The 26,529-nt window shown below is 38.7% G+C and carries 16 protein-coding genes and 1 pseudogene; 8 read left to right on the forward strand and 9 right to left on the reverse strand.

Features of this window, described 5'->3' with window-relative positions:
* The first annotated feature begins 441 nt into the window (after positions 1 to 441).
* From ftsE to ACFINU_RS02940, 3 genes are read left to right on the forward strand one after another with little or no spacing between them, the layout of a single operon-like run.
* A complete protein-coding gene (gene ftsE, locus ACFINU_RS02930; RefSeq protein WP_273723097.1) occupies positions 442 to 1,101 on the forward strand; it encodes a cell division ATP-binding protein FtsE in 660 nt (219 codons plus the stop codon).
* Positions 1,094 to 2,047 (forward strand): cell division protein FtsX, encoded by a 954-nt coding sequence (locus ACFINU_RS02935; protein WP_375617826.1) that lies wholly within the window; start codon positions 1,094 to 1,096, stop codon positions 2,045 to 2,047. Before ftsE ends, ACFINU_RS02935 begins: the two co-directional genes overlap by 8 nt.
* A gap of 4 nt (positions 2,048 to 2,051) precedes the next feature.
* The gene (locus ACFINU_RS02940; RefSeq protein ID WP_375617825.1) at positions 2,052 to 2,717 is read left to right on the forward strand and encodes a YdcF family protein; all 666 of its coding nucleotides are present in this window, start codon (positions 2,052 to 2,054) and stop codon (positions 2,715 to 2,717) included.
* A gap of 1,366 nt (positions 2,718 to 4,083) precedes the next feature.
* Here ACFINU_RS02940 and ACFINU_RS02945 read toward each other — a convergent pair.
* From ACFINU_RS02945 to ACFINU_RS02980, 8 genes and pseudogenes are all read right to left on the reverse strand, one after another.
* On the reverse strand, positions 4,084 to 9,033 hold the full coding sequence (locus tag ACFINU_RS02945) for a DEAD/DEAH box helicase (RefSeq protein ID WP_375617824.1): 4,950 nt from the start codon (positions 9,031 to 9,033) through the stop codon (positions 4,084 to 4,086).
* Between the two features lie 1,709 nt (positions 9,034 to 10,742).
* Positions 10,743 to 12,731, reverse strand: coding sequence for a MacB family efflux pump subunit (locus ACFINU_RS02950; RefSeq protein WP_375617823.1), 1,989 nt, complete (start codon positions 12,729 to 12,731; stop codon positions 10,743 to 10,745).
* 3 nt (positions 12,732 to 12,734) lie between these two features.
* A complete protein-coding gene (locus ACFINU_RS02955) occupies positions 12,735 to 13,961 on the reverse strand; it encodes an efflux RND transporter periplasmic adaptor subunit (protein ID WP_375617822.1) in 1,227 nt (408 codons plus the stop codon).
* A complete protein-coding gene (locus ACFINU_RS02960) occupies positions 13,958 to 15,439 on the reverse strand; it encodes an efflux transporter outer membrane subunit (protein WP_375617821.1) in 1,482 nt (493 codons plus the stop codon). Before ACFINU_RS02960 ends, ACFINU_RS02955 begins: the two co-directional genes overlap by 4 nt.
* Before the next feature lie 61 nt (positions 15,440 to 15,500).
* Positions 15,501 to 16,316: an exodeoxyribonuclease III gene (locus tag ACFINU_RS02965; protein WP_375617894.1), complete on the reverse strand. Its 816-nt coding sequence runs from the start codon at positions 16,314 to 16,316 to the stop codon at positions 15,501 to 15,503.
* 33 nt (positions 16,317 to 16,349) lie between these two features.
* Positions 16,350 to 16,958, reverse strand: a complete 609-nt coding sequence (locus ACFINU_RS02970) for an outer membrane lipoprotein carrier protein LolA (protein ID WP_375617820.1) — start codon at positions 16,956 to 16,958, stop codon at positions 16,350 to 16,352.
* Between the two features lie 121 nt (positions 16,959 to 17,079).
* Positions 17,080 to 17,343, reverse strand: a pseudogene (locus ACFINU_RS02975) (DNA translocase FtsK); the annotation flags it as partial.
* Positions 17,344 to 18,049: 706 nt separating this feature from the next.
* Positions 18,050 to 20,491, reverse strand: coding sequence for a DNA translocase FtsK 4TM domain-containing protein (locus tag ACFINU_RS02980; RefSeq protein ID WP_375617819.1), 2,442 nt, complete (start codon positions 20,489 to 20,491; stop codon positions 18,050 to 18,052).
* A gap of 733 nt (positions 20,492 to 21,224) precedes the next feature.
* On the opposite strand from ACFINU_RS02980, the gene ACFINU_RS02985 reads away from it, so the two are divergent.
* The gene (locus tag ACFINU_RS02985; RefSeq protein ID WP_375617818.1) at positions 21,225 to 22,502 is read left to right on the forward strand and encodes a ubiquinone biosynthesis hydroxylase; all 1,278 of its coding nucleotides are present in this window, start codon (positions 21,225 to 21,227) and stop codon (positions 22,500 to 22,502) included.
* A gap of 1,584 nt (positions 22,503 to 24,086) precedes the next feature.
* On the opposite strand, the gene ACFINU_RS02990 is transcribed toward ACFINU_RS02985, so the two are convergent.
* The gene (locus ACFINU_RS02990; protein ID WP_015857007.1) at positions 24,087 to 24,374 is read right to left on the reverse strand and encodes an H-NS family nucleoid-associated regulatory protein; all 288 of its coding nucleotides are present in this window, start codon (positions 24,372 to 24,374) and stop codon (positions 24,087 to 24,089) included.
* 128 nt (positions 24,375 to 24,502) lie between these two features.
* On the opposite strand from ACFINU_RS02990, the gene ACFINU_RS02995 reads away from it, so the two are divergent.
* From ACFINU_RS02995 to trwL, 4 genes are all read left to right on the forward strand, one after another.
* Complete coding sequence (locus ACFINU_RS02995) at positions 24,503 to 25,117, forward strand: hypothetical protein (protein ID WP_375617817.1); 615 nt, start codon at positions 24,503 to 24,505, stop codon at positions 25,115 to 25,117.
* Between the two features lie 56 nt (positions 25,118 to 25,173).
* Complete coding sequence (locus ACFINU_RS03000) at positions 25,174 to 25,746, forward strand: TrwN protein (RefSeq protein WP_375617816.1); 573 nt, start codon at positions 25,174 to 25,176, stop codon at positions 25,744 to 25,746.
* Between the two features lie 116 nt (positions 25,747 to 25,862).
* On the forward strand, positions 25,863 to 26,162 hold the full coding sequence (gene korA, locus ACFINU_RS03005; RefSeq protein WP_375613158.1) for a KorA family transcriptional regulator: 300 nt from the start codon (positions 25,863 to 25,865) through the stop codon (positions 26,160 to 26,162).
* Positions 26,125 to 26,442, forward strand: coding sequence for a VirB2 family type IV secretion system major pilin TrwL (gene trwL, locus ACFINU_RS03010; protein WP_375617815.1), 318 nt, complete (start codon positions 26,125 to 26,127; stop codon positions 26,440 to 26,442). The genes korA and trwL overlap by 38 nt, the downstream gene beginning before the upstream one ends.
* Positions 26,443 to 26,529: the final 87 nt, after the last annotated feature.

Genomic DNA, 26,529 nt, shown 5'->3' on the forward strand with positions numbered 1-26,529 from the left:
AAAACAATTCATGAAAAGCTCAATCATTCTAACAACAAACGCTTTTCTTCATGAGAGGTAAGAAATAATTTAAGCAAAAACCTCAGGATTGGGATACGAACAAGAATAAGAAAGTAAGATAAAAAGAGCAACATAGCTTTTTAAAATCACCTAATGTCCACTCAATGCAAAAAAAGCCTCTGAGTAAGAAGGAAAAATAGTTCTGATGTTTATGCTAGAATCCCTTTGAAATTCCTGCTAAAATCATAAATAAGGCTAAAAAAAGAAAGTATAAGTGATAATATTCTTGAGCAAAAATATTTATCTATAACGAGGGTGTATAAAAAATATTGAAAACCATGAAATCTAAAATAAACAAGCTTACAACAAAAATCTAAAGCAATGAAAGTAAGAGTTATTAGAATAAATGATGCAATATAAAATCAGGAGTAATAATAAAAAGTGATTCATTTTGAAAATGTCGGCCTACGCTATGGAATGGGCCCTGAGGTCCTTCGTGATATTAGCTTTCATATTCCTCCTGGATCATTTCAATTTCTCACAGGTGCCTCTGGAGCAGGGAAAACGTCGCTGATGCGTCTTATGTTTTTAGCACTCAAACCCACCCGCGGTCATATTGATCTCTTTGGAACAGACACAGCATTACTCAAACGACAAGAGCTCCCTGCGCTGCGACAACGTATCGGGGTGGTTTTTCAAGATTTTCGTTTACTCGACCACATGACCACTTATGAAAATGTTTCCTTACCTTTACGCATTAAAGGACAAGAAGAAGCAACCTATCGCAGTGAAGTGGAAGATCTTCTCTGTTGGGTAGGTCTTGGAGATCATATTCATGTTTTACCACCGGTTCTTTCCGGTGGGGAAAAACAAAGGGTAGCCATTGCACGCGCACTCATTGATCAACCTGAAATTCTACTTGCCGATGAACCCACCGGAAATGTCGATCCGCCCTTGGCAAAACGCCTCCTGCGTTTGTTTATTGAATTAAACCGTTTTGGAACGGCTGTTATCATTGCCACCCATGATATTGCCTTAATGGAACAAGTTGCAGCACGGCGTATGCTTCTCCATAACGGACGGATGACGATTCATGAATAAATTTTTCTCCGTTTTTACCAGCAATAAAAAAAATACAACAGCGATTATTCCCAGTGGTAATATTTCTGGAAAAGCATTGGTTGCCGTGATTGCTATTATGACATTTCTTTCAAGCCTCACCTTAATCGGAGTTGATTTGGTCCAACGTGCCGCCGAAAATTGGAGTAATCAGATTAGCTATGAAGCAACAATACAGATACGCCCCATTGACAATGTTGATATCAACAAAGCACTCCGTGATGCCGTAGAATTGGTTAAAACCTTTTCTGGTGTACAAGATGCAAAAATTGTTGACCAAAAAGCCACTGAAAAGTTACTGGAGCCATGGCTTGGAACAGGCTTCAATGTCAATGAACTACCCCTTCCCCGCCTCATCATTGTGACCCTGAAGAGAAATGAAAAAATCAATTTTGCAGCCATTAATCACGCCATTAAAACCCAAATTCCAGGAGGTCAATTTGATGATCACCGTGTTTGGGTTCATCGTTTTGCGACCATGGCACACACCACTGTTTTCATTGGTTTTTCAATTTTAGCATTGGTTTTAGGCTCTCTTATCCTCACCATCATTTTTGCCACCCGCAATGCATTGGCAGAAAATACACATATTATCAATGTCTTATATTTCCTTGGTACTGAAACTCTTTTCATTGCTCGCCAATTTGACTGGCATTTTTTTAAAACTGCGCTGCGTGGTGCTTTATATGGTGGTCTCACAAGCATCTTTCTGTTTTCAGCCTTTTGTCTCTGGACGAATTATAACCTAGGAAGAGCAGAAGCCAGCCAAATAACGGCTTTATTAGGACATATTTCCATAAGTTCCATTCCTTATGGCAAAATCACTCTGCTTATTATTTTTGTTTCTTTTCTCACCACCCTTACCAACCGCATGACTATTTTAGCGCAACTGAAAAAAATCGATCAATGTGAAAACGGTTTATTTTAATTTTATGACTTACAACAGCCCCAACTCATTGATGCAAAAAAATTTAGACCGCTCTATTCCAAAACGTCCCCACTATAGTTGGTCTCCCCGCTGCTTATTTCGCTATTTTCCACCCACAACACTGACTCTTGTAGTCATTGTTTTCATTTTTTGGGGTGGTTTTATTATTTTTTCTGAAAAAACCGAACGACTTGTCCCCCCAACGCCTCTTCCCAAAGCCGATGCTATCATTGTGCTTACAGGTGGAGAACACCGAATAGAGACAGGACTTCATCTCTTACAAAAGGGGCTTGGTTCACGACTCCTCATCAGTGGCGTAAATACCTCAACAAACCTGAAGAGTTTCATGCATAACATGCATATTAACCCACAGCTTATCTCCTGTTGTATTGACATTGGGCATCAAGCGATTAACACCAGAGGAAACGCCGAAGAAAGCGCTGCTTGGATCGAAAAGCATCACTATAAAACCCTTTATATCGTCACCCATGATTACCACATATGGCGCTCGATGCGTGAACTTAAATATCTCATGCCTGATATCCATTTCATTGCTTATCCTGTGAAGAAGAGCAAAGCTGAAAGCACAATACAACAGATCAAGCAAGCCCGTATTCTCATATTCCAATATATTAAAACACTGCAAGTCTATATCAGAACCGCCTTCTGACCTTTCTCCCTGATCTTTATTCTTGTGACTTTAAACCTTGCTACCCTCTGACTGCTTTACCCTTCTCTCCATACCTTTCCACACGAATTACCGCCATAAAAGCCCGCCAGAACTTCCCCCATACAAAGCACAACGCCCCGATACACGTGTCACTGTCTCGCACGTTCACCCAAAACATCTCTTACATCCCAAACATATCTCACAACACGTGATCTATCTAATGCCATCCCCAATATAGAAGACAGCTCTTGTAAATAAATCTTCCCAGATAGCTATAAGATCAAACTTGTCATAAAAATCTATTTACACCACTGTCTTACCCTTCATAAAAAATGCAAACCGCCCCCCCCTATATTTTGCCACCCCCAAGTATTACGATAGCTCTTACGCCACTTGGGATGATTGGTAAGAGAAATGCTTTACGCCTTTCTTAAACACGCACATACCAACCTCATATGACATGCAAAGAAGTAATTTTAATAGATTTAAAATAAGAAAATTTATAATACTTAGATTTCTCATTTAACAGAGAGAACATTAAACTATCATTATAAATCAATATATTAGTAACTACTTCTTCATTCTACAAAGCATCTTCATAAGAGCATTTTAGATCACAGATAGGAATAAGCTCAAAACGCACACCGCGACAAATACCCTACATTTTTTATCGCAATCTTTTTTGAAATCATTTCGCTCTCTAAGATCACTTTTTGTCTGGTTTCCTCCTCAAAAAAGAACGAAAATTTTTAAACTCTATTGATCTGTAAACAATAATAACTCAGCTTCTTGTCTAACGCGTTCTCCCTGCTCACTTCAATATCAGAACACCTCAAAGGACAGATTTCATGAGAATTGTGATTTCCTCTCAACATCTCAAAGGACGATGATTCCTATCAGCAACGATTTGTAAACAATCCACTTTCTCTGGACAAGTTCCTCTCAGCTTCCCCATTTATATGGTTTACTCACATAAAGCTCGACAAGAAAACCCTGCCTGAGAATATTCATCACTGCCGCTAAAGCTCATGCGTCATAATTTTAGCGACCTCACTGCCTAAGGTGCTTTATCACATACAATATATTGATTTATAATGAAAATTTATTACGCTTCAACTTGAATGAGAGCTCTCAATATCATCAGATTCTCTCATTTCAAATCTGCTCTCTATTGAATCAATCAAAACCATTTTCTTGCACATCACATAGGACTTGCACATCACAAAGGAAGAGAGCCTGCGTAGCGTAAAACTGTACAAGAAAGGCACGCCTCTTATGGACTGTCTCAAGTGTCGAGGGCTTATCGCAAAACCCACGAACGAGCAAAGTATATGAGAGTGCCAGCTTGTTACGACTCGAGACTATTTTACCGCACGATGGATAATTTAACCCTTTCAGTTTCTCTCACTTCCAATTTTGGAAGATTGCGCACAATTTTCATCGTTTCTAAACTTACCGTAATAACCCGTTGAAACAATTCCAATGGATAAGCTGGATTACCCACCGTTTCAACAGCATAGCGATTAGCATCATTAACAAGTCCATTCGCTTTATCCGTTTTGACAACCTGCCGCTCCATCACCCATTCAAGAGCAGACCTGCCATTGACCACATACTCATAAGCTTCAAGAGGAATATTCTGTATCGTGATATGCGCATTATAAACCACTGTGCTTTTATCAATAGCACCACGCTTACCAGCAAATTTCATCGCTTCAACACGATAGAAACTCTTCTCATCAGAAATCACCCAAGTTCTTGGATCACCCTGTTTATAGGTAACGGGATAGGGTTCAACCTCTTCATAATTCATATGCAAATTACCAAGCTTGCGCCCCGCTGTCACAAAAGCCCAAAAATCCTCTACTCTTTTGACCGTTGGAATACGCGGCAATTGTTTAGATAAATTATGCGCATAACGAGCACGATAATCTTCAGAATGCAAAATCCCATAAACATAATAAAACAAATCATCCTTTGTTATCATTTCGCCAGGATAAGCTGCCTTAAAATAAGCCAACCCTTCGTCCGTAAGAGCATCACGCCGCTCTAAACCAGTTTCTTTGCTTTCCTCTGCAAAATTTGCAAACAAATGAACCTGATCCCCCTCCTTATTTTTCAAGGACACAGTATCTTCATAAACATACCGTGGAAAACATTGACCAGTATCCATTGCATGAAGATTAGATAAATTCTTAGTCATCAGAACAGAAAATCCACTGCTTGCTCCAATTCCCGTAACTTGTATCACCTTATTTTCAGCCGCTTGTTCCAGAGGAAAAATACGTGGCATTTGTAAAACTCTATGGTTAAAAACACGATTGTAATAGAGCCACTGTTGTGTAAAAGGACGATAAAGGCTCTGAGTAATATACGTATCTTTAAATTTAAAAGCTTTCCCCCTTATTAATTCTTCTTTAAGGCTACTACTCCAACTAATCTTTTTAGCATCTGTATTGACAAAATCGTTCACAGCATTTGCACGTGCTTTGCGATCAGAATGTAGATACGCAGCATTAAAACGCTCTACTTCACTGTTATAAAAAGCAATCATATTGCTCATATTCTTTGCTAAAGCTTCACGACTTGAGTTATATGTCCAAGCATCACGACTAGTTTGTATACCGCCAGAAAAATTTTCAAAGAGCCTTTTATCACTGCCTTTCTTGTCACCTAAGGCTAGAAATTTTTCAAAATCATTATTGCGCTGATTCAGCCAATCGCCATGCTCATCAGGTGTAATCATCTGCCAGCTGTGTTCACGTGTGATACCACCAATACTCCCCAACCTCTGAAGTTCACGGAGCTTTTCTTTTGCTGTGAGATAATCTCCAATATCACGAAAATATATTTTCCCATGCTGTTGTGCATCCGGATTTTTAACCAAAATGGAAATCGCAATAGGTGCGCGAGACCCAGAACCAAAAATCTTTCCCCCCTCCTTTCGAGAGAGTTCTCCAGAAGTTCGTTGATTCCCCCGCAAATGGAAAATATAAAGGCTGCTAAATTCCTCGATTAAACATTTTCGTAAACCATCCGTAGAGTAACTACTGATAAAACCTGCATTTGTCACAAAACCAATAACACCACAGTCTTTTATACGGTCACTTGCCCAACGAATGGCACGAATATAACTGTCATAAAGTCCATTAACATTGCTTGCTTTAGATTGAGCGGCATAGGTTTCACGAATGCGACGATCCAATTTAGGATAGCCAATATTCTGCGCATTGTCGTTTTCGCTTTTTTGTCCAGAAGAATAAGGAGGGTTGCCAACAATAACACGAATATCCAGTTCCTTCTGGCGTGATCGACGTGTGCTGTTATCCACCAGCAAATCACTTATCAAGTCTTTTTCTTGCTCATAGAGCTGGAATGTATCGGTTAAACAAATTCCCTCAAAAGGAACATAATCTCCCCCCATCAGACCATGATAGGTCGTCTCAATATTAATGGCTGCAATATAATAGGCTAAAAGTACAATCTCATTGGCATGAATTTCATGACAAAATTTATGTTTCATCTCCTCTGGTTTTATCAAACCCGATTGTAAAAGCCGCGTGATAAAAGTTCCCGTTCCAGTAAAGGGATCCATGATGTGCACACCCGATGAGCCAAGCGTTTGCCCAAATTCTTGCTCTAAGACATCATTGACAGAGTGAAAAATAAAATCCACAACCTCAACGGGAGTATAAACAATGCCTAGTTTTTCTACAGTGCGTGGAAAAGCATAACGAAAAAACTTATCATAAAGCTCTACAATCAACCTCTGTTTTGCTTTTGGATCCGTAATGCCACTGGCGCGTAATTTTACACTTGCGTAAAATTTTTCCAGATCTTTGGATTCCTTATCAAGATTCGCCTTATCAAGCACATCAAGAATACGCTGCATAGCACGCGAGACAGGATTTTCACGTGTGAACTGATACTCCTCAAACAACACATGAAAGACAGGACGCGTGATAATATGTTGTGCCAACATCTCAATCGCATCAGCCTCTGTAATCGCATCATTTAAATCATCACGAATTTCTGCCATAAATCTGTCAAAGGCTTGACGCGCCTCAGTCTCTGGCTCTGCCAGAATACCTGTTAAACGCGTAATATGATTCTTAGCAATTTCAGCAATGTTGCTCGCCCAATCTTCCCAATAATCACGTGTCCCACATTTCTTGACAATCTTTGCCATGATGGCACGAGAAATCTCATCCACAGGGAAAGCAAGCTCCCCTTGTCCATCTGTAAAAAGGACATCACGCTCCGCTGTACCAATGCCCAATCGTGCTGGTTGTGCGCGTAGTGGAAGATTGTCTACAACAGCCGTAATAGCCTTTAATTCAGTGCTCTGTGTGACACCAATAATCTCAATCACATTGCTAATATCTTGCCCGAGGGATGCCTTATTAATCGTCGCATCAAAACGATCATCATGCGCACGCAAAGCATTTAAAATTTGCCAGATAACCCGATATTTATCATTGTTGTTCAAAGCCTGTTCCGCTGGAGTATCAGGAGGAATACCAATTGGCAAAATGACATATCCCATCTTTTTACCCTCAGAGCGACGCATCACCCGCCCAACCGCTTGCACAACATCAATCTGGCTTTTGCGTGGATTTAAAAATATGATCGCATCAAGAGCCGGAACATCCACCCCCTCAGACAAACACCGAGCATTGGTCAAAATACGACAAACATCATCCCCACTATCAGCTTTCAACCAGTCAAGTAATGCACCACGATCCTTCGCATTAAAAGTGCCATCAACATGCTCAATTTCACACTTCAGAAAATGCTCATTTTCTGTATCCTCTTTCGTATAATCAAGATATTCTCTAACAACCGTAGAAAACTCATCACGCACAAGTTCAGAACTTTTAATAGTTTTACAAAACGCTAAAGCACGATGCATAGGATATAAATCCGCACCAACATCAGCCTTCATATTTTGTTTTGTCAAAGCCTTATAACAGCCAATAATCTTTGTTGCATCATCAAGAATAAGCTCAGAATCGCTATCACTAAGGCGCTTCTGAACAGCGGAACTGACCAATTTTTCGTCCATTGCTAAGACAATAACCTTATAATCTGTTAAAAGATCATTTTGTACTGCCCATGAAAAACCCCGATAAAAAAGTGTTTTACCAAAAAGTTTTTCATCATCCATCGAAGCAAGAACGGCATTAACTTCATTCGCGCGACTTTTTGCGTTATCACCAAAAATACGTGGTGTCGCTGTCATATAAAGGCGCTTCTTGGCACAAATAACATCATTGGAATGCACCTTAACAAAATTGGATTCACCCTCGCCCACCAGCGTTGCCCCTGTTGTACGGTGCGCTTCATCACAAATGATAAGATCAAATGTTGGCAAACCATAGTTTTTCTGAGCATCAGCAATCACCTGAATAGATTGATAGGTTGCAAACACCACGGTCATCTTATCTGCAACACTCTTCGCCACCTGTTCTGCAAGTTTAGCAGCATCGGTTGTCGCCGGAAAAGCAAGATCAAACACATCAATTTCAGCAACATCATCACTATTTTTACGACGCTTTCCCACTTGTGTATCGGAACAAACAGCAAAAGATCTCAATCCGATTCCTGCATCCGTTGTCCATTCACGAACCGTCTGTGACATCAGTGCCAAGGAAGGAACAAGAAACAAAACAAACTTGCCTTCACCCGCCAAATCCTCAGCAATTTTAAGACTGGTAAATGTCTTACCAGTACCACAAGCCATAATAAGCTTCCCCCGATCTGCTTGAGCAAGCCCAGCACGCACATCACGCAATGCTTCCAATTGATGTGGACGCAACTTCTTTTTATCCTCCAAAACAACTTTGCCCTGGGCTGCAAAAGTTTCCCAACAGATCGGACTTTGTTGTATATCGGAAAGATTAATCCGTATAACAGGAATATCCTGCCCCCGTATCATTGTTTCAGCGTTATCACTCCAAGCACTTTCAGTACTATCTATAATAACACGCCGCTTGAATGGAGCTTTCCCTGATGCCGAAATAAAACTATCAATATCTGCTTTTTTAATTCGATAGGCTGCATCATAAAATTTACATTGGATTGCTGCAAACCCCTCTTCATCACGAAGCTTTGCCACAAGATCAATACCGGTATCCCGACCATCCCAACCATTTTCATGAGCCCAATCTTTAAAGGTTTGAACCTTTTCATAACACCCAAACTGAAGAGGATCATATATTAGATAAGCAAGAGCAAAACGCTCAAAATATGTACCTTTATCTCGTTCGGTACGCGCTTCATCACGATATGTCTGTAAAAGCGATTGCAGCGTCATGCTTCCCCCCAATGAAAAATACCTTCAATTATCGAATCTAAACCAATTCGTCAATGCCTCTTGTTCTACCCAAAAAACTTAAAAAAGCTTAAAATTGCTTGATTTTAAGACATTTCTTCTATGCTTAATTAAATCAACAATAGAGAATCTTTTGATCCTTTTGAGTATCCCCCAAATCATATGATGCATTTATTGATGTCTATATCCCTATGGAAATAAACGGTAAGGCGTGATGATTTTGAAAATATTTTTTGCCTTTTGTTAAGAATACAAAATAAAGTGCGCAATAATTTTAGGATTTAGCTTAGGAATGAGAGGGGGAAATGGATACGACACCTGCGAACACACAAGACACCAAGGAAGAAACTCCACACACAAAACAGCGCATTTTACGAACGATCATGCATATAATTTCACTATAATACGCAAAATATTAGTCGTGATATTCAAAATATTGATTTTTGAAATATTTCTTTATCTTTTGTTCTTTCGTAGACTAATTATTCGCTTCTTATACTTTATAGCGGGTGGCTTTAGAATTCTTTTTTATCTGTATCGGACTTGTAGCAGGAGGGAGAATACCATACCGACTAGACATACCATTGCTCATCACTAGCGGCCATTATGTTCTTTAGCAGCATAACTGCAGCTTGGTATTACGATGTTCTCTTACTTCATCTCACACCTACTGAATATGAGCTTATTCTTTTTCAATAAATGAAAGCCCCTTTCATTCATACATCATTCAAAATAAAAAGCGATCCGCCTCTCAAACTTTTTGTCGTCCTCACCAAACTCATGAAATCAAACCCGCATCTCACGGTATTAGTTCTTAAGATCGCGCCCCCTACCGAGTATCTGACGGCATCCTTACCCTAGAAACTCAAATGGCTTGTTTATCCTTCAGCTCCAAAATCATGAGATAAGGCAGAAAAAAGCGATGCCTTAAACAAAATATTCTAAAGAAGCTACGTTACTCGAATAAAGGAACAGAAAATGACAGTGTCTTAGGTCACATTTTAAAACTTGAGCAAGATCATAATTTTATTTGCATAAACCTAAACACCTATAATTTGCACCACCCTCTGCAAAACCAAAAGTGAGAAATCCACATAACCTCTTTTCCGAAAATCTTAAAAAGACTAAACGAAACCTCTTAAACTGCTCAGCTATCTCGATACCAGTTCATTTTTTTGGAAGAACGGAGGTTTAAGCTGTTTTTGGCATCAACCTTCTTTTTTGTTCTTTTGTTTGTTAGCAGATATACTATTCACTACCCCGCCTCTTTTTAAATTAAATCTTAAGAATCGTCGCGCAATATATTTCATTTATCCTCCTCTTCACATCTCAGAAGACGAAGATTTTTAACAAAATTCAGTCTGCAAGCAATCTCATTCTAACGGGTTCCATTTAACTTCTCCTTAATAGGATTTACTTCCATAAAACTCGACAAGAAAGATTTAAAATATTCATCATGCATTCTCAAAACATTTAATGCCTCAAGAAGGCTTATATGCCTACCATATCTCACATGATGTGGTGCGCTATAAGAAACGTTCACCTCTAGTGGTACGCTCCACTTAACGAACAAAGCGTTTTCTAAAATAGAGCAGCAAATAATGCTAAACTTTTCCCATTCATGTTTCGCTTCATAAACGCTTCATCCAAGTGGAAAGCATCACGAACAAACATGCCCAAATTGATAAAGTCTAATCGCGTGAAAGAGCGACAACAGGGTCCAGTCGTGAAGCTTGCCGCGCTGGAGAAAAGCCAAAACATATTCCTATGAGGGTTGAAAAAGTAAGAGACATAATGATCGATTCAATGGTATAGATAAGATGGATAGGTGCCTTAAACAGAAGGAACAAGCCACCGATAGAAAGCCCAAGCAAGATCCCCAAACCACCACCAATCACACAAACCAAAATCGCTTCAATGAGAAATTGCTGTAAAATATCACTTTGGCGTGCACCAACTGCCATACGCACACCAATTTCATTGATCCGCTCAGAAACGGTGACCAGCATAATATTCATCACCCCAATACCACCTACAATCAGGGAAATCGCTGCAATTGAAGAAATTAAAAGTGTTAAGATATGTGTACTCTCCATGATACGTTCACGAAAGAATTCTGAATTTCTAATGAAAAAATCTTCTCCACCATGCCGCATAATGAGAAAACGTTTCACCATGTTTTCCGCTAAATGTGAATCGACATCATCAGCAATCCTAACAGTAATTGCACGAACTTCTGTTGTACCAAGAAAACGCGTTTGCACTGTTGTATAGGGCAAATAAAGCTGTAATGTATTTGATGTATCTCCATTTGCGTGATTTTGCGAATCAACAACACCAATAATACGCGCTGGAACATTACCCACAAGCACCACTTTGCCAAGAGGGCTTTCATGGCTATGGGGAAAAAGAACAGACAATGCTTCTTTTTCAATCACGAGATCAACCGCCCGATCATGGACACTTTTTTGATCAAAAAACTGTCCTGTGAAAACTTTGAGCCCCTGTGTCTGAAAGAATTGTTCTCCCACCCCCACAATGACAGCATTGACTTCAACTGCACCAAAACGCACTTTTGAGCTTGTTGAAATCTGAGGTGTTACACCAGAAACATAAGGTAACCCAGACAAGGCTTCTGCATCAGCTTCAACCAAACTGGTTATTTTTTCTGCTTGTGGATCAGAAAAACTTTTGCCAGGAAAAATGGTTAATGTATTAGCACCCAAACTTTTAAAATTTTCCAGAATTTTCTCTCGTGTACCATTCCCTAAAGCCACCATAGCAATAATCGCCCCAATACCGATAATCACCCCAAGCATTGTTAGAAAAGTCCGCATGCGATGTGCATTCATTGCCAACAAAGCCATCACAAACGCCTCACGGAATCGCTCAACAAAAGAACGAAAAAAGCCCAGTTTTTGTTGGCCTTTTAGATTTTGTTGTTCCTGAAGAGATTTTCCACCAACTTTTGTTTTTGCAACCCTTGACCGCTTATCAGCAATAATTTCCCCATCACTGATTTCGATAATACGCTCTGCTCTTTCAGCCACCTGCATATCATGGGTTACAATGATAATAGTACGTCCCTCTTGATGAAGTTCATCCAAAATATGCAATACTTCTTGCCCACTCTTTTTGTCCAATGCACCAGTTGGTTCATCTGCAAGAATGACCTCCGCATTATTCATGAGCGCACGAGCAATAGAAACACGTTGTTGCTGACCACCGGACAGCTGATTTGGACGATGATTTATCCGATCACCCATGCCCAAACGTGTTAAAAGATCCTGTGCCCGCTGTTTCCTTGCTTCCACGGCACTTCCCGCATAAATAGCCGGAATTTCAACATTACCAAGAGCTGTCAATTCATTCAACAAATGGTAACGCTGAAAAATAAAACCAAAATGATTACGTCGCAAAGCCGACAATTCATCCGCAGAAAGAGAAGCTATTTCTTTACCAGAGATCCAATAACGGCCAGAAGTTGGACGGTCAAGACAGCCTAAAATATTCATCAAGGTAGATTTACCTGAACCGGAAGCACCTACAATTGCCACCATTTCACCACGTTTAATGGTAAGATTGATGTTTTTCAAAACGGTAACAAATGCTTCGCCCGCAGGAAATTTGCGCACAATATTTTCCAAGACGAAGACAGTATCTGCTTGATTTGTGCTCATGCTTTAACTCTCGTCTTCGCTATGCATGTTAGAAGACTCGGGCATCACTCCATCAGACGAACTGGTGACGACGACATCACCCTCGTTAAGTCCTGAAATAATCTCTGCCATAACCTTATTATTCAACCCAACGCTCACCTGTTTAGTAACCAACTTATTTTCCCCCACCAAAACAGAAACCCATGCTTTACGCTCTCTTGTCTCATCGCGTAAAGCATTACTTGGAACCAACAAGACATTCTGTGCGCGCCCTAAGATAATATGAACTTGAGCAGTCATATAGGTTCGCAAAAAATTGTCCGCATTATCAACATGTAGAATTCCGTTATAATAAATAGCCGATGAGATTAAAGCACTAGAACCACTCACCATACCAGGATTAATACTCACATCAGCACGAATTGTTTCAGGAGCCGGCTCTACTTTTTCTAAAACGCCTTCATAACGACGCTGTGAATTACCTAGAACTGTAAAATAAAGTGGTTGTCCAGCTCGGACTTTAAGAACATCTGCTTCTGAGATTTGCGCCTTGATCGTCATCTTTGATAAATCACCCAAAATAACAATTGTTGGCGCCGACTGAACCGCATTCACATTCTGCCCTTCTTCCACAACTGTTGCCAAAACCGTTCCCGCTGAAGGGGCAGTGATGCGTGTATAACCTAAATTAACCTCTGCACTCTCCACATCAATTTGTGCTTGCACAATCTGCTGACGAAGTTGTTCAATTTGCGCCTCGCGTATTTTCACCTGTGTCATAGCCTCATCGAGGTTCGCACGTGAAACCGCACGTGTTTCAATCATTTTTTTCTGACGCTCTAAATTTTTCTGTGCAAGAGAAAGATAGGCTTCTTGTTCTACCAAACTCGCATAATAATGCGATAATGCTGCTTTTTTTCTTTTTAAATCATTTTCCTGATCTGTAGGATCAATTTCTGCCAAGAGATCGCCTTCTTTCACAACACTCCCAGGGGAAACATGCATTGACACCACACGCCCTGTTGCTCGCGCACCAACAGCCACCAACCGGTAAGGACGTACAAGACCAGAAGCTAAAACACTTTCCTCAATATCCCCACGCTTCACCACCGCTGTTATATAAGTTGGAGTAGATGTTCCAAAAAAAACAGAACGCAACCATAAAAACAAGAGAATGAGAAATATAGCAGTTAAAAAGAAGGAAAGTTTTTTGTGTTTTGTAATGAAATTTTTGAGTAAGTTTTTTTTCATTTCCCTACCTTTGCACGCAAACGAGGTGCACCATCAACGACTTCCGGACGTGATACATCAACAACGCCATCCCAGCCCCCGCCCAATGCTTTCATCAACGTGATATATTGTGTAACCAAAGAAACACGGCTATCTTTAAGCGCCATTTGTGCAGAATAATAAGAGCGATCAGCATTTAACAATTCAAGAAAACTGGTATTTCCATTCTCAAAAAGACTCCGTGAAAGTTTTAAGGAATGAAGAGAAGCTTTATTCGCAATGATTAGCTTTTCTAAGCGTTGATGTTCTTTAGTTAATCTTACCAACGCATTTTCTACATCTTCTAAAGCTCCCAAAACAGCAGCTCGATAAGTAATAAAAGCTTGATCACGCTGTGCACGCGCGACAGCAATAGAAGCCTCAACCTGACCTCCATTAAAAAAAGGAAAACGCAGACCAGGTCCAAAAGACCAGCCAATCGTTGAATTTTTCCATAACTGATCTATCGCCGTTGCGGCTGTCGAAATATTACCTGTTAAAGTAAGTGATGGATAGCGATCTGCTTCACGTTGACCAATCCGCGCTGTCGCTTGCGCATATTGACGCTCTGCCCGTCGTAAATCCGGACGTGTTAACAAAATATCAGCTGGAATTCCTGCTGGTATCGGCCAGCGCGGTTGTGGAATCTTTGCATACTTAGCATTTTTTTGTAAAAGAGCCTTCAATGCCGTAGGCACACGACCAGTTAAGACAGAAAGGCGATGAACGCTCATTGCTAAATTCGCTTCCATCTGTGATATATCTGCTTCTGTATTTGCCATTTGTGCTTGCGCATTTGAAACATCGAGCTCAGAAACATCACCAGCTGTTAATCTAGCACGCATCAATTCATAGGTTTTACGTTGTGATACAGCAATTTGACGCACAATCAACAATTTCTGTTGCCAACCACGCATTTGTACATAATTTGTTGCCACATCTCCTAGCAATGTCACCATGGTAGCACGCATATCTTCCACAGCCGCATCAAGACCATAACGCGCTGCTTCAACCGCTCGTTTATGCCCACCAAAAAAATCAAGCTCCCAGCTTGCATCAAAACCACTACGGTATTGGTTTAACAATGCATCAGACTGTGCAGAATGACTACGGGTTCCTGAAATTGAATTGGACACATTTGGCAAAAGAGTTCCCACAACCTGTCCTAAACTCGCACGCGCCTCACGTACCCGAGCTTTGGCAACAGCAACATTATTATTTCCAGAAATCGCATAATCCATTAATGCATCTAGAACAGGGTCATTCAAACGCCGCCACCATCCGGCAAGCGCAACTGGCTGTCCAGCAGTCTGTGCAGATTTTTCTCCCCAAACTGCTGGAACACGAAAAGATGTTTTCTGGTAATTGGGACCAACCATACATCCTGACAAAAGCAACCACAACAAGACACTAGAAAGTAATCCACGAGAAGCGCCCCTTTTGAGATTTCTGATATACATCTAGTCTCCCGCATTCTTTCAGAATCATTATTTAATATTAATACTTTATTTACCTCTTATTTCAAACTTGACGTGAAAAATCAAATACAGTTTGCACAGGAATATGATCTGAAGGACGTTCCCATCCGCGCGCATCACGAAAAATCGAAAGATCTACAACAAAAGGTGCTAAATCAGGAGAAGACCAAACATGATCAAGCCGCCGCCCATAATCGGTAAATGCCCAATCGCGTGCACGATAACTCCACCATGTATAAAGCTTGGTAGGAGCAGGAATATGCAACCGCATCAGATCAACCCATCCACCTTGACAACACAAATCCTGTAAACGCTCGGTTTCAATAGGAGTATGGCTTACAACCTTCAACAATTGCTGATGAGACCAAACATCCTCTGCCAAAGGAGCAATATTTAAATCGCCCACCAAAAGAGAAGAAAGACCATCTCCTTGATCCGCACGTATGGAAGACATTTCTTCTAAAAAATCAAGCTTATGACGAAATTTTTCATTCACATCAGCATCTGGAATATCTCCCCCAGCAGGAACATAAAAATTATGAATCCGCAAGCTTCTCCCATGGGCTTCCACAATAACTGAGATATAGCGACAATCTTGGTTTTGGCAAAAGAAACGCTTTTCTACCTTTTTAAAAGGCAAACGAGAAACAATAGCCACCCCGTTATAAGATTTTTGTCCACTCAATGCGATATGCTTATAACCCGCTGCTTCAAAAGCCTCCACTGGAAATAAAGCATCTGGACATTTTGTTTCCTGTAGACACAAAACATCTACGGAAAAGAGATCCAAATACTGAAAAACCTGTGCAAGACGCAAACGAATAGAATTAATATTCCAAGTTGCAATACGAAAGAACATTTGTTTTAATCCCAATGACGTAACACTCTTTCTTCATTTCTTCGAAGGAAGTGTGAACATCCCATTAGCGAACCGGACGTCTGTCCGCACATTCATAATCTGCACAGTAGTTTCCAAATTTTGTTGGTCAACAATTGTCCACTGTCGCAAAGCAGAGCCTTTAGAATCAAAAACCATTCTTATTTGCCCTGCCCCAATCGTTTTATCACGCAGAACAATCGTTACAGCCCCTGGATCTTCGCGAAATGCGAACAAGCGCCCAGAAGATACATCAATTTTATCATCCAACAAAAATTTCATTGGCGTTTGCGAAAGTTGTGAAAAGTTCCAAGTATTCAAAGCCCGATTGTTAATACCTACAAATTGGCCATCTGAAATAATCTGTAAAGGCATTTTTTTGTAAATGAAACGAATTTTCCCTGGGCGCTCTAAATAAAATGTCCCCTGAGACATTTTTCCCTTTGGACTAAACTGAATAAAATCACCTGTCATTGTTTTGATTGCCGCAAAGTGATTCACAACATTTTGCGCCTTTATCACTTTATTAGATGCTTGCGAAAAAACAGGAACAGTTAAACACCAAAAGATAATAATTCCCACTAACCCAAAGACTCTTCTTTGCGGTAAAAAAGACGTTTTCATAAAAAATGCTCCCAAGCAATACTTAATTGACCTTATAATTCATAACTTAAGTGATCAACGACGAATAAATACCCTTCTTTATAAGATAAAGATATTGTTTGAAAAAAATATCAAAAGATTTTTAAAAGTATTCTTCTTCGACAATCTCCAACACTTTTCGCTTACCCATATCATTAGCTGGACTAATAATGCCTTCTTCTTCTATCCTTTCGATCAATGTGGCGTCACGGTTATAACCAATGCCTAAACGACATTGAATATAAGAAGTTGAAGCCTTACGATCACGAAGCATAATAGCAACAGCTTGACAATAGGAATCATCTGCTAAAGAAAAAGCTAAAGAAACATCCTTTTTTATTTTTTGCGGTATCGTTTCCAAATAATCAGTCTGCGTTTAAGTTTCCGAAAGCACCCAAATTTCCTGCTTTTCTAAACGCATAATATATTCTTTTCCACCCCTAATCTATGAAGCAACATAAATTATAGTCAAGACATAATGGATTAAGGACTAAACATATTACTCGCAAACCTGAAAGCTCTTTTAAGTATCAAAAATACTTTTTTGACTTCCTTCTCACCCAAAAGAATAAAAATTTTCACCACAACCGCTCTGTAAACAGTTTGGAGTTTAGCAAATTTCACTTAGCTTCCCACCCCATATAATTCATTTATATTAAGACTCGACAGATCAGCCTTGCCCTAAATATTTAGAGCGCACTTAAAAAGACACTTAAATATCAAGTCTTACATGCTTTTACACCCCTACATTCGCAATAACATTATTTTATACCAAGATATTGATTTATAATAATTTATCTTTTTAACTTAAATCATAACGCCAAATACAATAAGATTCTTTCATCACATACTCTCTCATATTGAATCAACTCAAATCATTTGCTTGCACATTACAAGCAAGGTTGGTGTGTGGATAAAAGTTATATAAGATAAAGAATCCCCTTATAAAGAGTTCCAAGTGCCAAGGAGCTATCGCAAATCGAGAACTGGTGTATGAAAATGCAGACTTTCTACGATACAGTAAACAAACACTTGTTTTATAAGATATTATAAAAAACAACTATAAAGATTTTTCAAAAGCGCTCTTCTTCAGCAGGCACTAAAATTTCTCGTTTCCCTGCGTGATTTGCTGGACTAATGATACCTTCTTCTTCCATCCTCTCAATCAGTGTCGCAGCACGATTATAACCAATGCCTAAACGGCGTTGAATATAAGAAGTCGAAGCCTTACGATCACGAAGCACAATAGCAACAGCTTGACTATAGGGATCATCTTCTGAAGGAGAAGCCAAAGAAACATCAGCACCATCCTCTTCAACTTCTTGCGTAATTGTTTCCAAATAATCAGGTCGTGCTTGCGCTTTGAGATGCGCAACAACCTGCTCCACTTCATCATCCGCAACAAAAGGACCATGCACACGTTGAATACGTCCTCCTCCCATCATAAAGAGCATATCTCCTTGTCCCAATAATTGCTCGGCCCCCTGTTCACCTAAAATTGTTCGGCTATCAATTTTTGAACTCACAGAAAAAGAAATACGTGTAGGAAAATTGGCTTTGATCGTCCCAGTAATAACATCGACGGAAGGACGCTGTGTCGCCATAATCACGTGGATACCGGCAGCACGTGCCATTTGTGCCAAGCGTTGAACCGCGCCTTCAATGTCTTTACCAGCAACCATCATCAAATCAGCCATTTCATCAATAATGACAACAATATAGGGCATAGGACTAAAATCAAGTGTTTCCGTTTCATAAAGAGGCTCACCGGTCTCGCGATCAAATCCAACTTGAATTGTCCGCACCATTGTCTCTCCCTGACTTGCAGCTTCCCTAAGACGTGCATTAAACCCATCAATATTACGAACGCCTAGTTTTGACATTTTACTATAGCGTTCTTCCATTTCACGAACAGCCCACTTTAAAGCAATCACGGCTTTTTTAGGATCTGTCACCACGGGTGTTAATAAATGGGGAATGCCATCATAAACCGAAAGCTCAAGCATTTTCGGGTCCACCATAATGAGACGACATTGTTCAGGTGTCATACGATAAAGCAATGATAAAATCATTGTATTGATAGCAACAGACTTTCCCGATCCTGTTGTACCAGCAACCAAAAGATGGGGCATTTTTGCTAAATCTGCAACAACAGCTTCCCCCCCGATTGTCTTACCCAAAGCAAGTCCTAACTTGGCTTTGCTGTCAATAAATTCTTGCGCCTGCAACATTTCTCGTAAATAAACCATCTCACGCTTTGCATTAGGCAATTCTATTCCAATAACATTACGTCCTGGAACCACCGCAACACGCGCCGAAATCGCACGCATCGAGCGTGCAATATCATCTGCCAAACCAATGATACGGGAAGATTTAATGCCTGCAGCCGGTTCAAATTCATACAAAGTTACCACCGGTCCAGGACAAGCATCTATAATTTTTCCTTTGACCCCAAAATCTAACAAAACCCCTTCAAGCTCCTGAGAATTTGCTCTTAAAATAGCAGGAGAAAGTTTTGCATCCTTAACAGACGGTGGTGGAACCGAAAGATAATCTACAAGAGGAAGAACAAAACCACCCTTTGAAGAAGCTGTTAAAGACTTTCGATTTTTAACAGGAGAAATATAGGCTTTATTTTGATTTTCCTCACACTTTACTTTTTCACCTAAAAAAGTTGGCTCAATCCGATCAAATGGCTTTCCTTGCCCTTTACTCTGAAAACGCCTTTTGAAACAGAATAAACGAAAAAAACGTGCTTGTAAAAAATAAAAAAGATGCAAAAGAGCGCCACAAGTTGTCGCAAAAAAACCATGATTTTCACGATCCTCCTCTGCGGCATATTCCGTATCTTCTTCCAACTCAAAGACTGGATTAACGATTTCGTCTTTTGGAATGCTTTTTTCTTTTCTTTTCTTTGTTCGACGCCGCCATATCACATTACCAGCAAAAGCAGCGGTGAAAAAACCTAAAAGAATAAAAACAACACTGAAAAACACCGTGTAAGGAGGAGAAAGAAAAAGAGGAAAGACTGAAGAAGCAACACTTAAAACTTTATCTCCTAAAACCCCTCCCAATCCCATTGGCAATGGCCAATAAGTAAAAGAAGCAACAGGTGACATAAGGGCAAAAGCAATTAAAAAACAAATCGTTGATAGCACCCATAAAAAAAAGCGCAAAGTCAAATTGTAGATATTCTTTTGCGCCAACAAGAGAAAAGACCAAAATAACGGTGGCAACAAAACAGAAAGACTTGCCAAGCCAAAAAACTGCATAATAAAATCTGAAAAAATTGCCCCCATCCACCCCATAAGGTTTGTAACCTCATTTGTACTTGCATGGGTTAAAGATGGATCCTCAACATTCCACGTCGCCAAAGCAAACACACAAAAAATAATAAAGCCCAAAAGCCCAAGCCCAATAAATACCCCTATCTGACGTAAAAACATCTCAATAAGACGCGAACCTTGAGAATTTCGCACTTCTAATGAATCATAAGGAGAAGAACTTCGGTGCATCTATCAATTCCAAATACAAAACTTTCATATTTTAAAGAGTTATAACTCCCTCTCTCTTAAAAAAGGATGAAGCTTAAAACTCTGTACCGATCTGTAAACAAATAGCCTGTAAACAATCCGACGTCTTATCTAGCGCGTTCTACCTTCTAACCACTTCATATCACTCATATATCACCACCCTAAGAGACTATCCTTCATAAGGCACACAAAAAGCTCTCCCAAGATATTTATCACACGATCAACCAAAAAACACCTCATGTGTTAAAATGTCACATGGGTCCTATAGGCACCTTCCTAAACAAATAATATTTTTTATGCTACATCATGATAACGGCAAAATATGAATACTGTTTTAACCATCACGAATGACCACAATTTTTTATCTATCATACTAACTAAATACTCCCTTCAGGACAGGCATACTGAAGTAACTCACACAACTTAAAAAATACACGACCATCTTTGTTTATTTTTAGTTTTCTTTTTTATCAACCAAGTGTAAAAAGAATTGAAGAGGAATATTCAAAAAAGCTTATCCGATAAATCTGTAAGATGAATCACATAAATGATTAAGCAGAAAAACTCTGAAAAACCAATCCGTCATCAGATTGGCGCCAAAAAGAAACCTCGTTCTTGTAAAGCAGAGAGAAAAGTAAAAATTAAGATATTTTAGGCAATGTAAAAAGATATTCTTTTTAAAAGAAAGCAAACTATAAACAATGGAAGAAGTATTGTGTGTTCTAATCGCAATAAAAACGTACAACCCAATAAAAAAATTAAATCTCATAAAACTAAACAATGTGATCTGCTCATTGCAGGGGGGGCAGCTGTCGGTTTAACCCTAGCGATAGCACTCAAGCAAACAGCCCCTAATCTGAAAATAAAAATCGTTGATGCTGCTCCACAAGGAGATACCCCTGCTTCTAACATACGAACCATTGCCCTTGCTGCTGCTTCTATTCGTATGTTAAAACAATTACAATGTTGGGAATCTATAAAACCCTATGCGCAACCCATTCATTCAATGATCATCACAGATACAAGCACAAATGATCCTGTCAAACCCACTCTTTTAACCTTTGAAGGCGACATTAATCCCGGCGAGCCCTTTGCTGCTATGGTAGAGCATAGAGAACTCATCAACACTTTAAAAAAACGTGTCAAAGATCTCAATATCCCTGTTATTACAAACACCCGTGTCATTGATTTTCATCAAGAAGACCAACATACAACCGTCACTTTAAATAATGAAGAGGTTTGGCAAACAAAATTGCTTATTGCAGCTGACGGAGCCCATTCGAAATTACGCCAAAAAGCAGATCTTAAAAACTTTTCTCATCCCTATAAACAAACAGCAATCATCTGCACAGTTGAACATGAAAAACCCCATAATGGTCAAGCAATTCAACATTTTTTACCTGCCGGTCCTTTTGCTCTTCTCCCTCTCAAAGGCAACCGATCCGCCATTGTGTGGAATGAAGATCATAAAACTGCGCAATATTATCTCAAAGCTGATGCACTTATTTTTGAAACAGAACTCGAAAAACGCATTGGCCATCGATTAGGCAAACTCTCTTGGGATGGCGAACGTCAAGCTTTTCCTTTGAGTCTTTCTTTAACACGTCAATGCGTTAAACCACGTTTTGCTCTCATTGGCGATGCCGCCCATACCATCCACCCCATTGCAGGACAAGGACTCAATTTAGGATTACGCGATAGCGCTGCGCTGGCTGAAGTGATTATTGAAACAGCACGACTAGGTCTTGACATTGGCTCCCTCACGGCTTTAGAGCGCTATCAAAGCTGGAGACGTTTTGAAATTGTCCGTATGGCTTTAAGCAATGATTGGCTTAATAAACTCTTTTCTAATGATAGCCTTCTTTTACGGATGCTCCGCGATACCGGACTTGGAATCATTAATCAAGCACCAAAAATAAAAAAATACTTCATTCAAGAAGCTGCCGGACTCTCTCCAAATGCTCCACGTCTTCTACACGGCTTCCCACTTTAAGCAAAAATTCATACTATTTCACTTTTTTTACAACCTTTGCCTTCCTCCTTCAAAGAACAAAAAATTCCTATCTCATCCAATCTGTTTACAAACCGGATTCCTGTCGAGTAATTTTTTCTTGACTTCCTCCTCCCATATTTCATTTAATATAAAACTCGACAAGCAAGCTACATTCTAAGAATATTCACCATGCACTGAAAAAACGTTTAATGTCTCAAAGAGGTTACCTTATATCACCACACCTTAAAAGAAGCCATCTCACGGCATAACAAAATAAACAAGACTTTTTAGCACACAACACTTTTATTTATAATAATAAGTTCATTGTTCTCATATTGAGTGAGAAATCTAAAGATCATAAAATACCCTTATTTCAAATCTCTCTCATATTGAAGCAATCAAAATCATTCGCTTGCACATCACAAGCGAAAGTGTCGTATAAATAAAAACAATTAAACAAAGCAACAAAAAGTCTCCCCCTCTCGAGAACTAAGGACTTTAGCAACATTGGAGGCGAGTAAAGTGTATAAGGACGCCGGCTTACACTTTTTATTGAAGTACAAATGGTGCTGTACAATGGATTTTATATGATCATAGGAACTTTTACGTTATACTATTCACGAAAAGCGCTATAAAATAAGCTTAGTTGCATTGAAAAATTTTTCTTTTAAAAAAGTGCGTAAATTGGAAACATAAATGTATTCCGTTTGGGGCATTCTGCTTCTCAGACAAACTCTTTAACTTATTGTGGAAATACCACACGACTTTAGAAAAAATATTCCAATATATAACAAAGTTTTCCGTACTCTATACCATCATACACAATTGTAAACCTGCATATCACCCCCTATTTCACACCATAAAAGAAGATAAACCGCAATAGAAATGATCCAATCCTTTTATTTTCAAATACGCTCTTTATTCATTATTCATAAACGCTCATAAATGAATTTTAATCACAAACGCTCAGAAATATGTCATAAATTCTATAAAACCCATAACAGCCATAGAAATTTTCCATTTTTCTATATACTCACTCATCTCAACTAAACGAACGATAAATAAAGTAAATGCCTCGTATATAATCTTACAGAAAAAAGACCAAACAAAATCTATAACATCAGGCTTGTTCTACAGAACAGTATTTCAAAAATATAAGTATGCTAATTTATTAACATATTAATTGATAAAAGTATCATTTTACATATTGAGTTAAAATCTCTATGCAATAAATTATTCTCATTTCGACCATTTTTGTAAATAATCAATAAAACTCTTTATTTACATAGACTAAAAAGATCAACGTTAATGAAACGATAAAAAGAAGTAAAATATCCCCCTCTCTCAAATGCCAAAAGCAATTACAATATTCCAATCTGGCATCATCATTATGCTTGCCAGATTATAACAACAAGACCTTTTGCATTTAAATAAACTTTTTCACGCTCCCTATCATTGTATTTGGTAACTCAATATTTTAATATATTCGTTCAGTATGTTTATACAATCAAATTACCCAAAAGAGCATACTTCTTGCATTTACATTCTTTGGTATTCCCTTATCTTGTAAAGATCACACACGTGTTACGTTACTTCGAGTTCATCAAGTGTATACCCATTCTCCAACCACTCTTTAATCCACTTAGGTCTACGTCCACGCCCATTCCATAATTCCCATTGGTTATTGGGATTTCTATAATGGCGCTCTTTGCTCACAAGATCAGCGATATCAATTCCATGGGCATTAGCAATTTCAAGAATTTTTCGTCGCGCATTTTGCTTTTCCTTTGCTTGCCGTTTTTTTAATTCCACATCGATTTGTGTACGCATCTCTTGTAGTTCATCAAAATTCATATTCTTGAGATCATTCACCTTGATTACTCCCCTTGCAAAAAAGAATTTTTTATTGCCATATTTTTAACACAATCATAGACAATTTTTGTCTATTTATTATCGAAATTAAAATTACGATACATATATCACTTTGACGGAGATGTGCTTTGAGCCACAAAGAACTGTTTATTGGTATATCAATTACCGCCACTGCATCTTTTTTCAGCTCAATCGCTGGAACTGCTAAATGCAGTGCTCAAACACCATCACACCTCTCTGACTCTCATGAATCAGTAGTCAAAAGTAAATATAAATCGTCACTCTATAAGTTATGGCAATACGCAACAAAGAACAAGTCCTCTCTGTATAATGATGGTGTAGTTCATTATGACAAGAAAACCTCCCCTCATACACAACGGCTTTTTACTTCGTATAAATTTTTTTTGAAAAGATTTTTGCAACTAGAGAATTATATAAAACAAGCAGCTTCAATACATCATCAAAGATTATTATTTTTTAAAAGCAGTGCCTTTCTTCGTGATTCCAATAATATTGGTTGGCGTAATGTGCTCTATTTTATTCCACACTTTTATCTCGTTGGTTGGATATTCGCATATATTAGAAATATTCTTAGAAGAGAACAAAGCAATAATCACAAGGAATATTCTAAGCTAAACAATCTCATTCTGCAAATTTATAAAATCAAAAGACAACGAGAAAAAGCACAATACAGAATTAGCATTTGTATTAATAAAATTCTTCATAATAAGGTGTATTGCTAATGATTGTCCCAGATTTCACATTTTTTGCTGCTGCATACATATCCAATATGCCTCCCATGACATTTTCAGTTGTTGCCGAACAAGAAACGCAGGACAATGTCTATGTAACAGATGATAAAGATAACTTGTTCTATCAATCATCTCAGTTTAAAGAAACAATCGCAACAGCTAAACAGAGTGAACATAATTTTAACATAATTTTAGGGCAAATTGATGTTGTAAATGTGAAATTGTTTTCTCTTTTTGATGCGTTTGATTTTTGCAGAAATATTACAGTTGTACAAAGCGCTTTAACTTACTGCTATAAACAAACAACATCAAAGTGCATCTTGGAAAAAGCGACTTTGCAGTCTGTGCTGAATTTTTACAATACAGAAAACTCAAACAGCGCCTCTATACAGAAAATTACTTCATATATTGGAGTAAAAGCTGCTGTACGAGGAAATGAAGACTTGCAGGAGCCTGTAAAGCTAAAAAAAGAAGAACCGAAACAGACAACTAAAGTAGATTCTCTTCCTCTCTCTTCAAAAGGGGAGGAAGATGCATTTACACATAAAGAAAGTAGCGCCCACGATGCTTTTTCAGCTGAAGACTTTTCTTCATCAAGAAAATCGCTGAGTGATGATTGATATTTTCACGAAAACCCAAAATTTTGATAGGATGTTATAATGAAAGGTAGATAAGAAAATGTTAAAGCTCTAATTAGTAAGATTGAAAAAATCTCTTCTAATTGAGGGCAAAAATAATGAAAATGATAGAACAAAACAGCGTTGATATGGCATTTAGTCAAAAAGCAGCACGTGAGATTACAGTCGTGATGCTTTCAGAAAGAGAATGGTATTTCACGTTTATTTCCGATGATCCAATCACCGGAAAACCAAATAAATATACGTTACTTACACAAAGAGGAAAACTAAGAACTTGGGCTGATCCAAAATATCTCTTTAAGTTTCTTCATGAACGAGGGGTCATTTGTGGGAGTTTTAATCTTAATCAGGATAAAGAACATGAAACAATTAAATATTCTTCACACAACAGCTCGTAATAAAATTGCTGCATTTTCTGCAGCTTTAACTGTATTTTTTATGATCAATCCTGTATTCGCCCAAGCAACGGGTTTAGATCCTGCAAAAAAAGCTTTAGGACTGCTTCAAACAGATTTAAAAACGATTATCCCTATCGCTGCTGCCGTAATACTTTTGTGCTTAGCAATTGGTTATGCAGGGCGCTATATCGGAAAAGACACATTTGTACGGTGGGCAATCGGTGTCGTTATCGCTGGTTCAGCAACTGAACTTGCTAGTTTATTATTTAAACCCAACTAATAAATCTTTTGAAACATGAAATGCTTCTTTCGTAAAAAAGAAATTTAGGTTTCTCTGCTTTTATTTCACATCAATAAAATTATTCCT

Origin of the sequence: Bartonella sp. AC130YNZD (assembly GCF_042196865.1) — a bacterium.
Taxonomy (GTDB): domain Bacteria; phylum Pseudomonadota; class Alphaproteobacteria; order Rhizobiales; family Rhizobiaceae; genus Bartonella.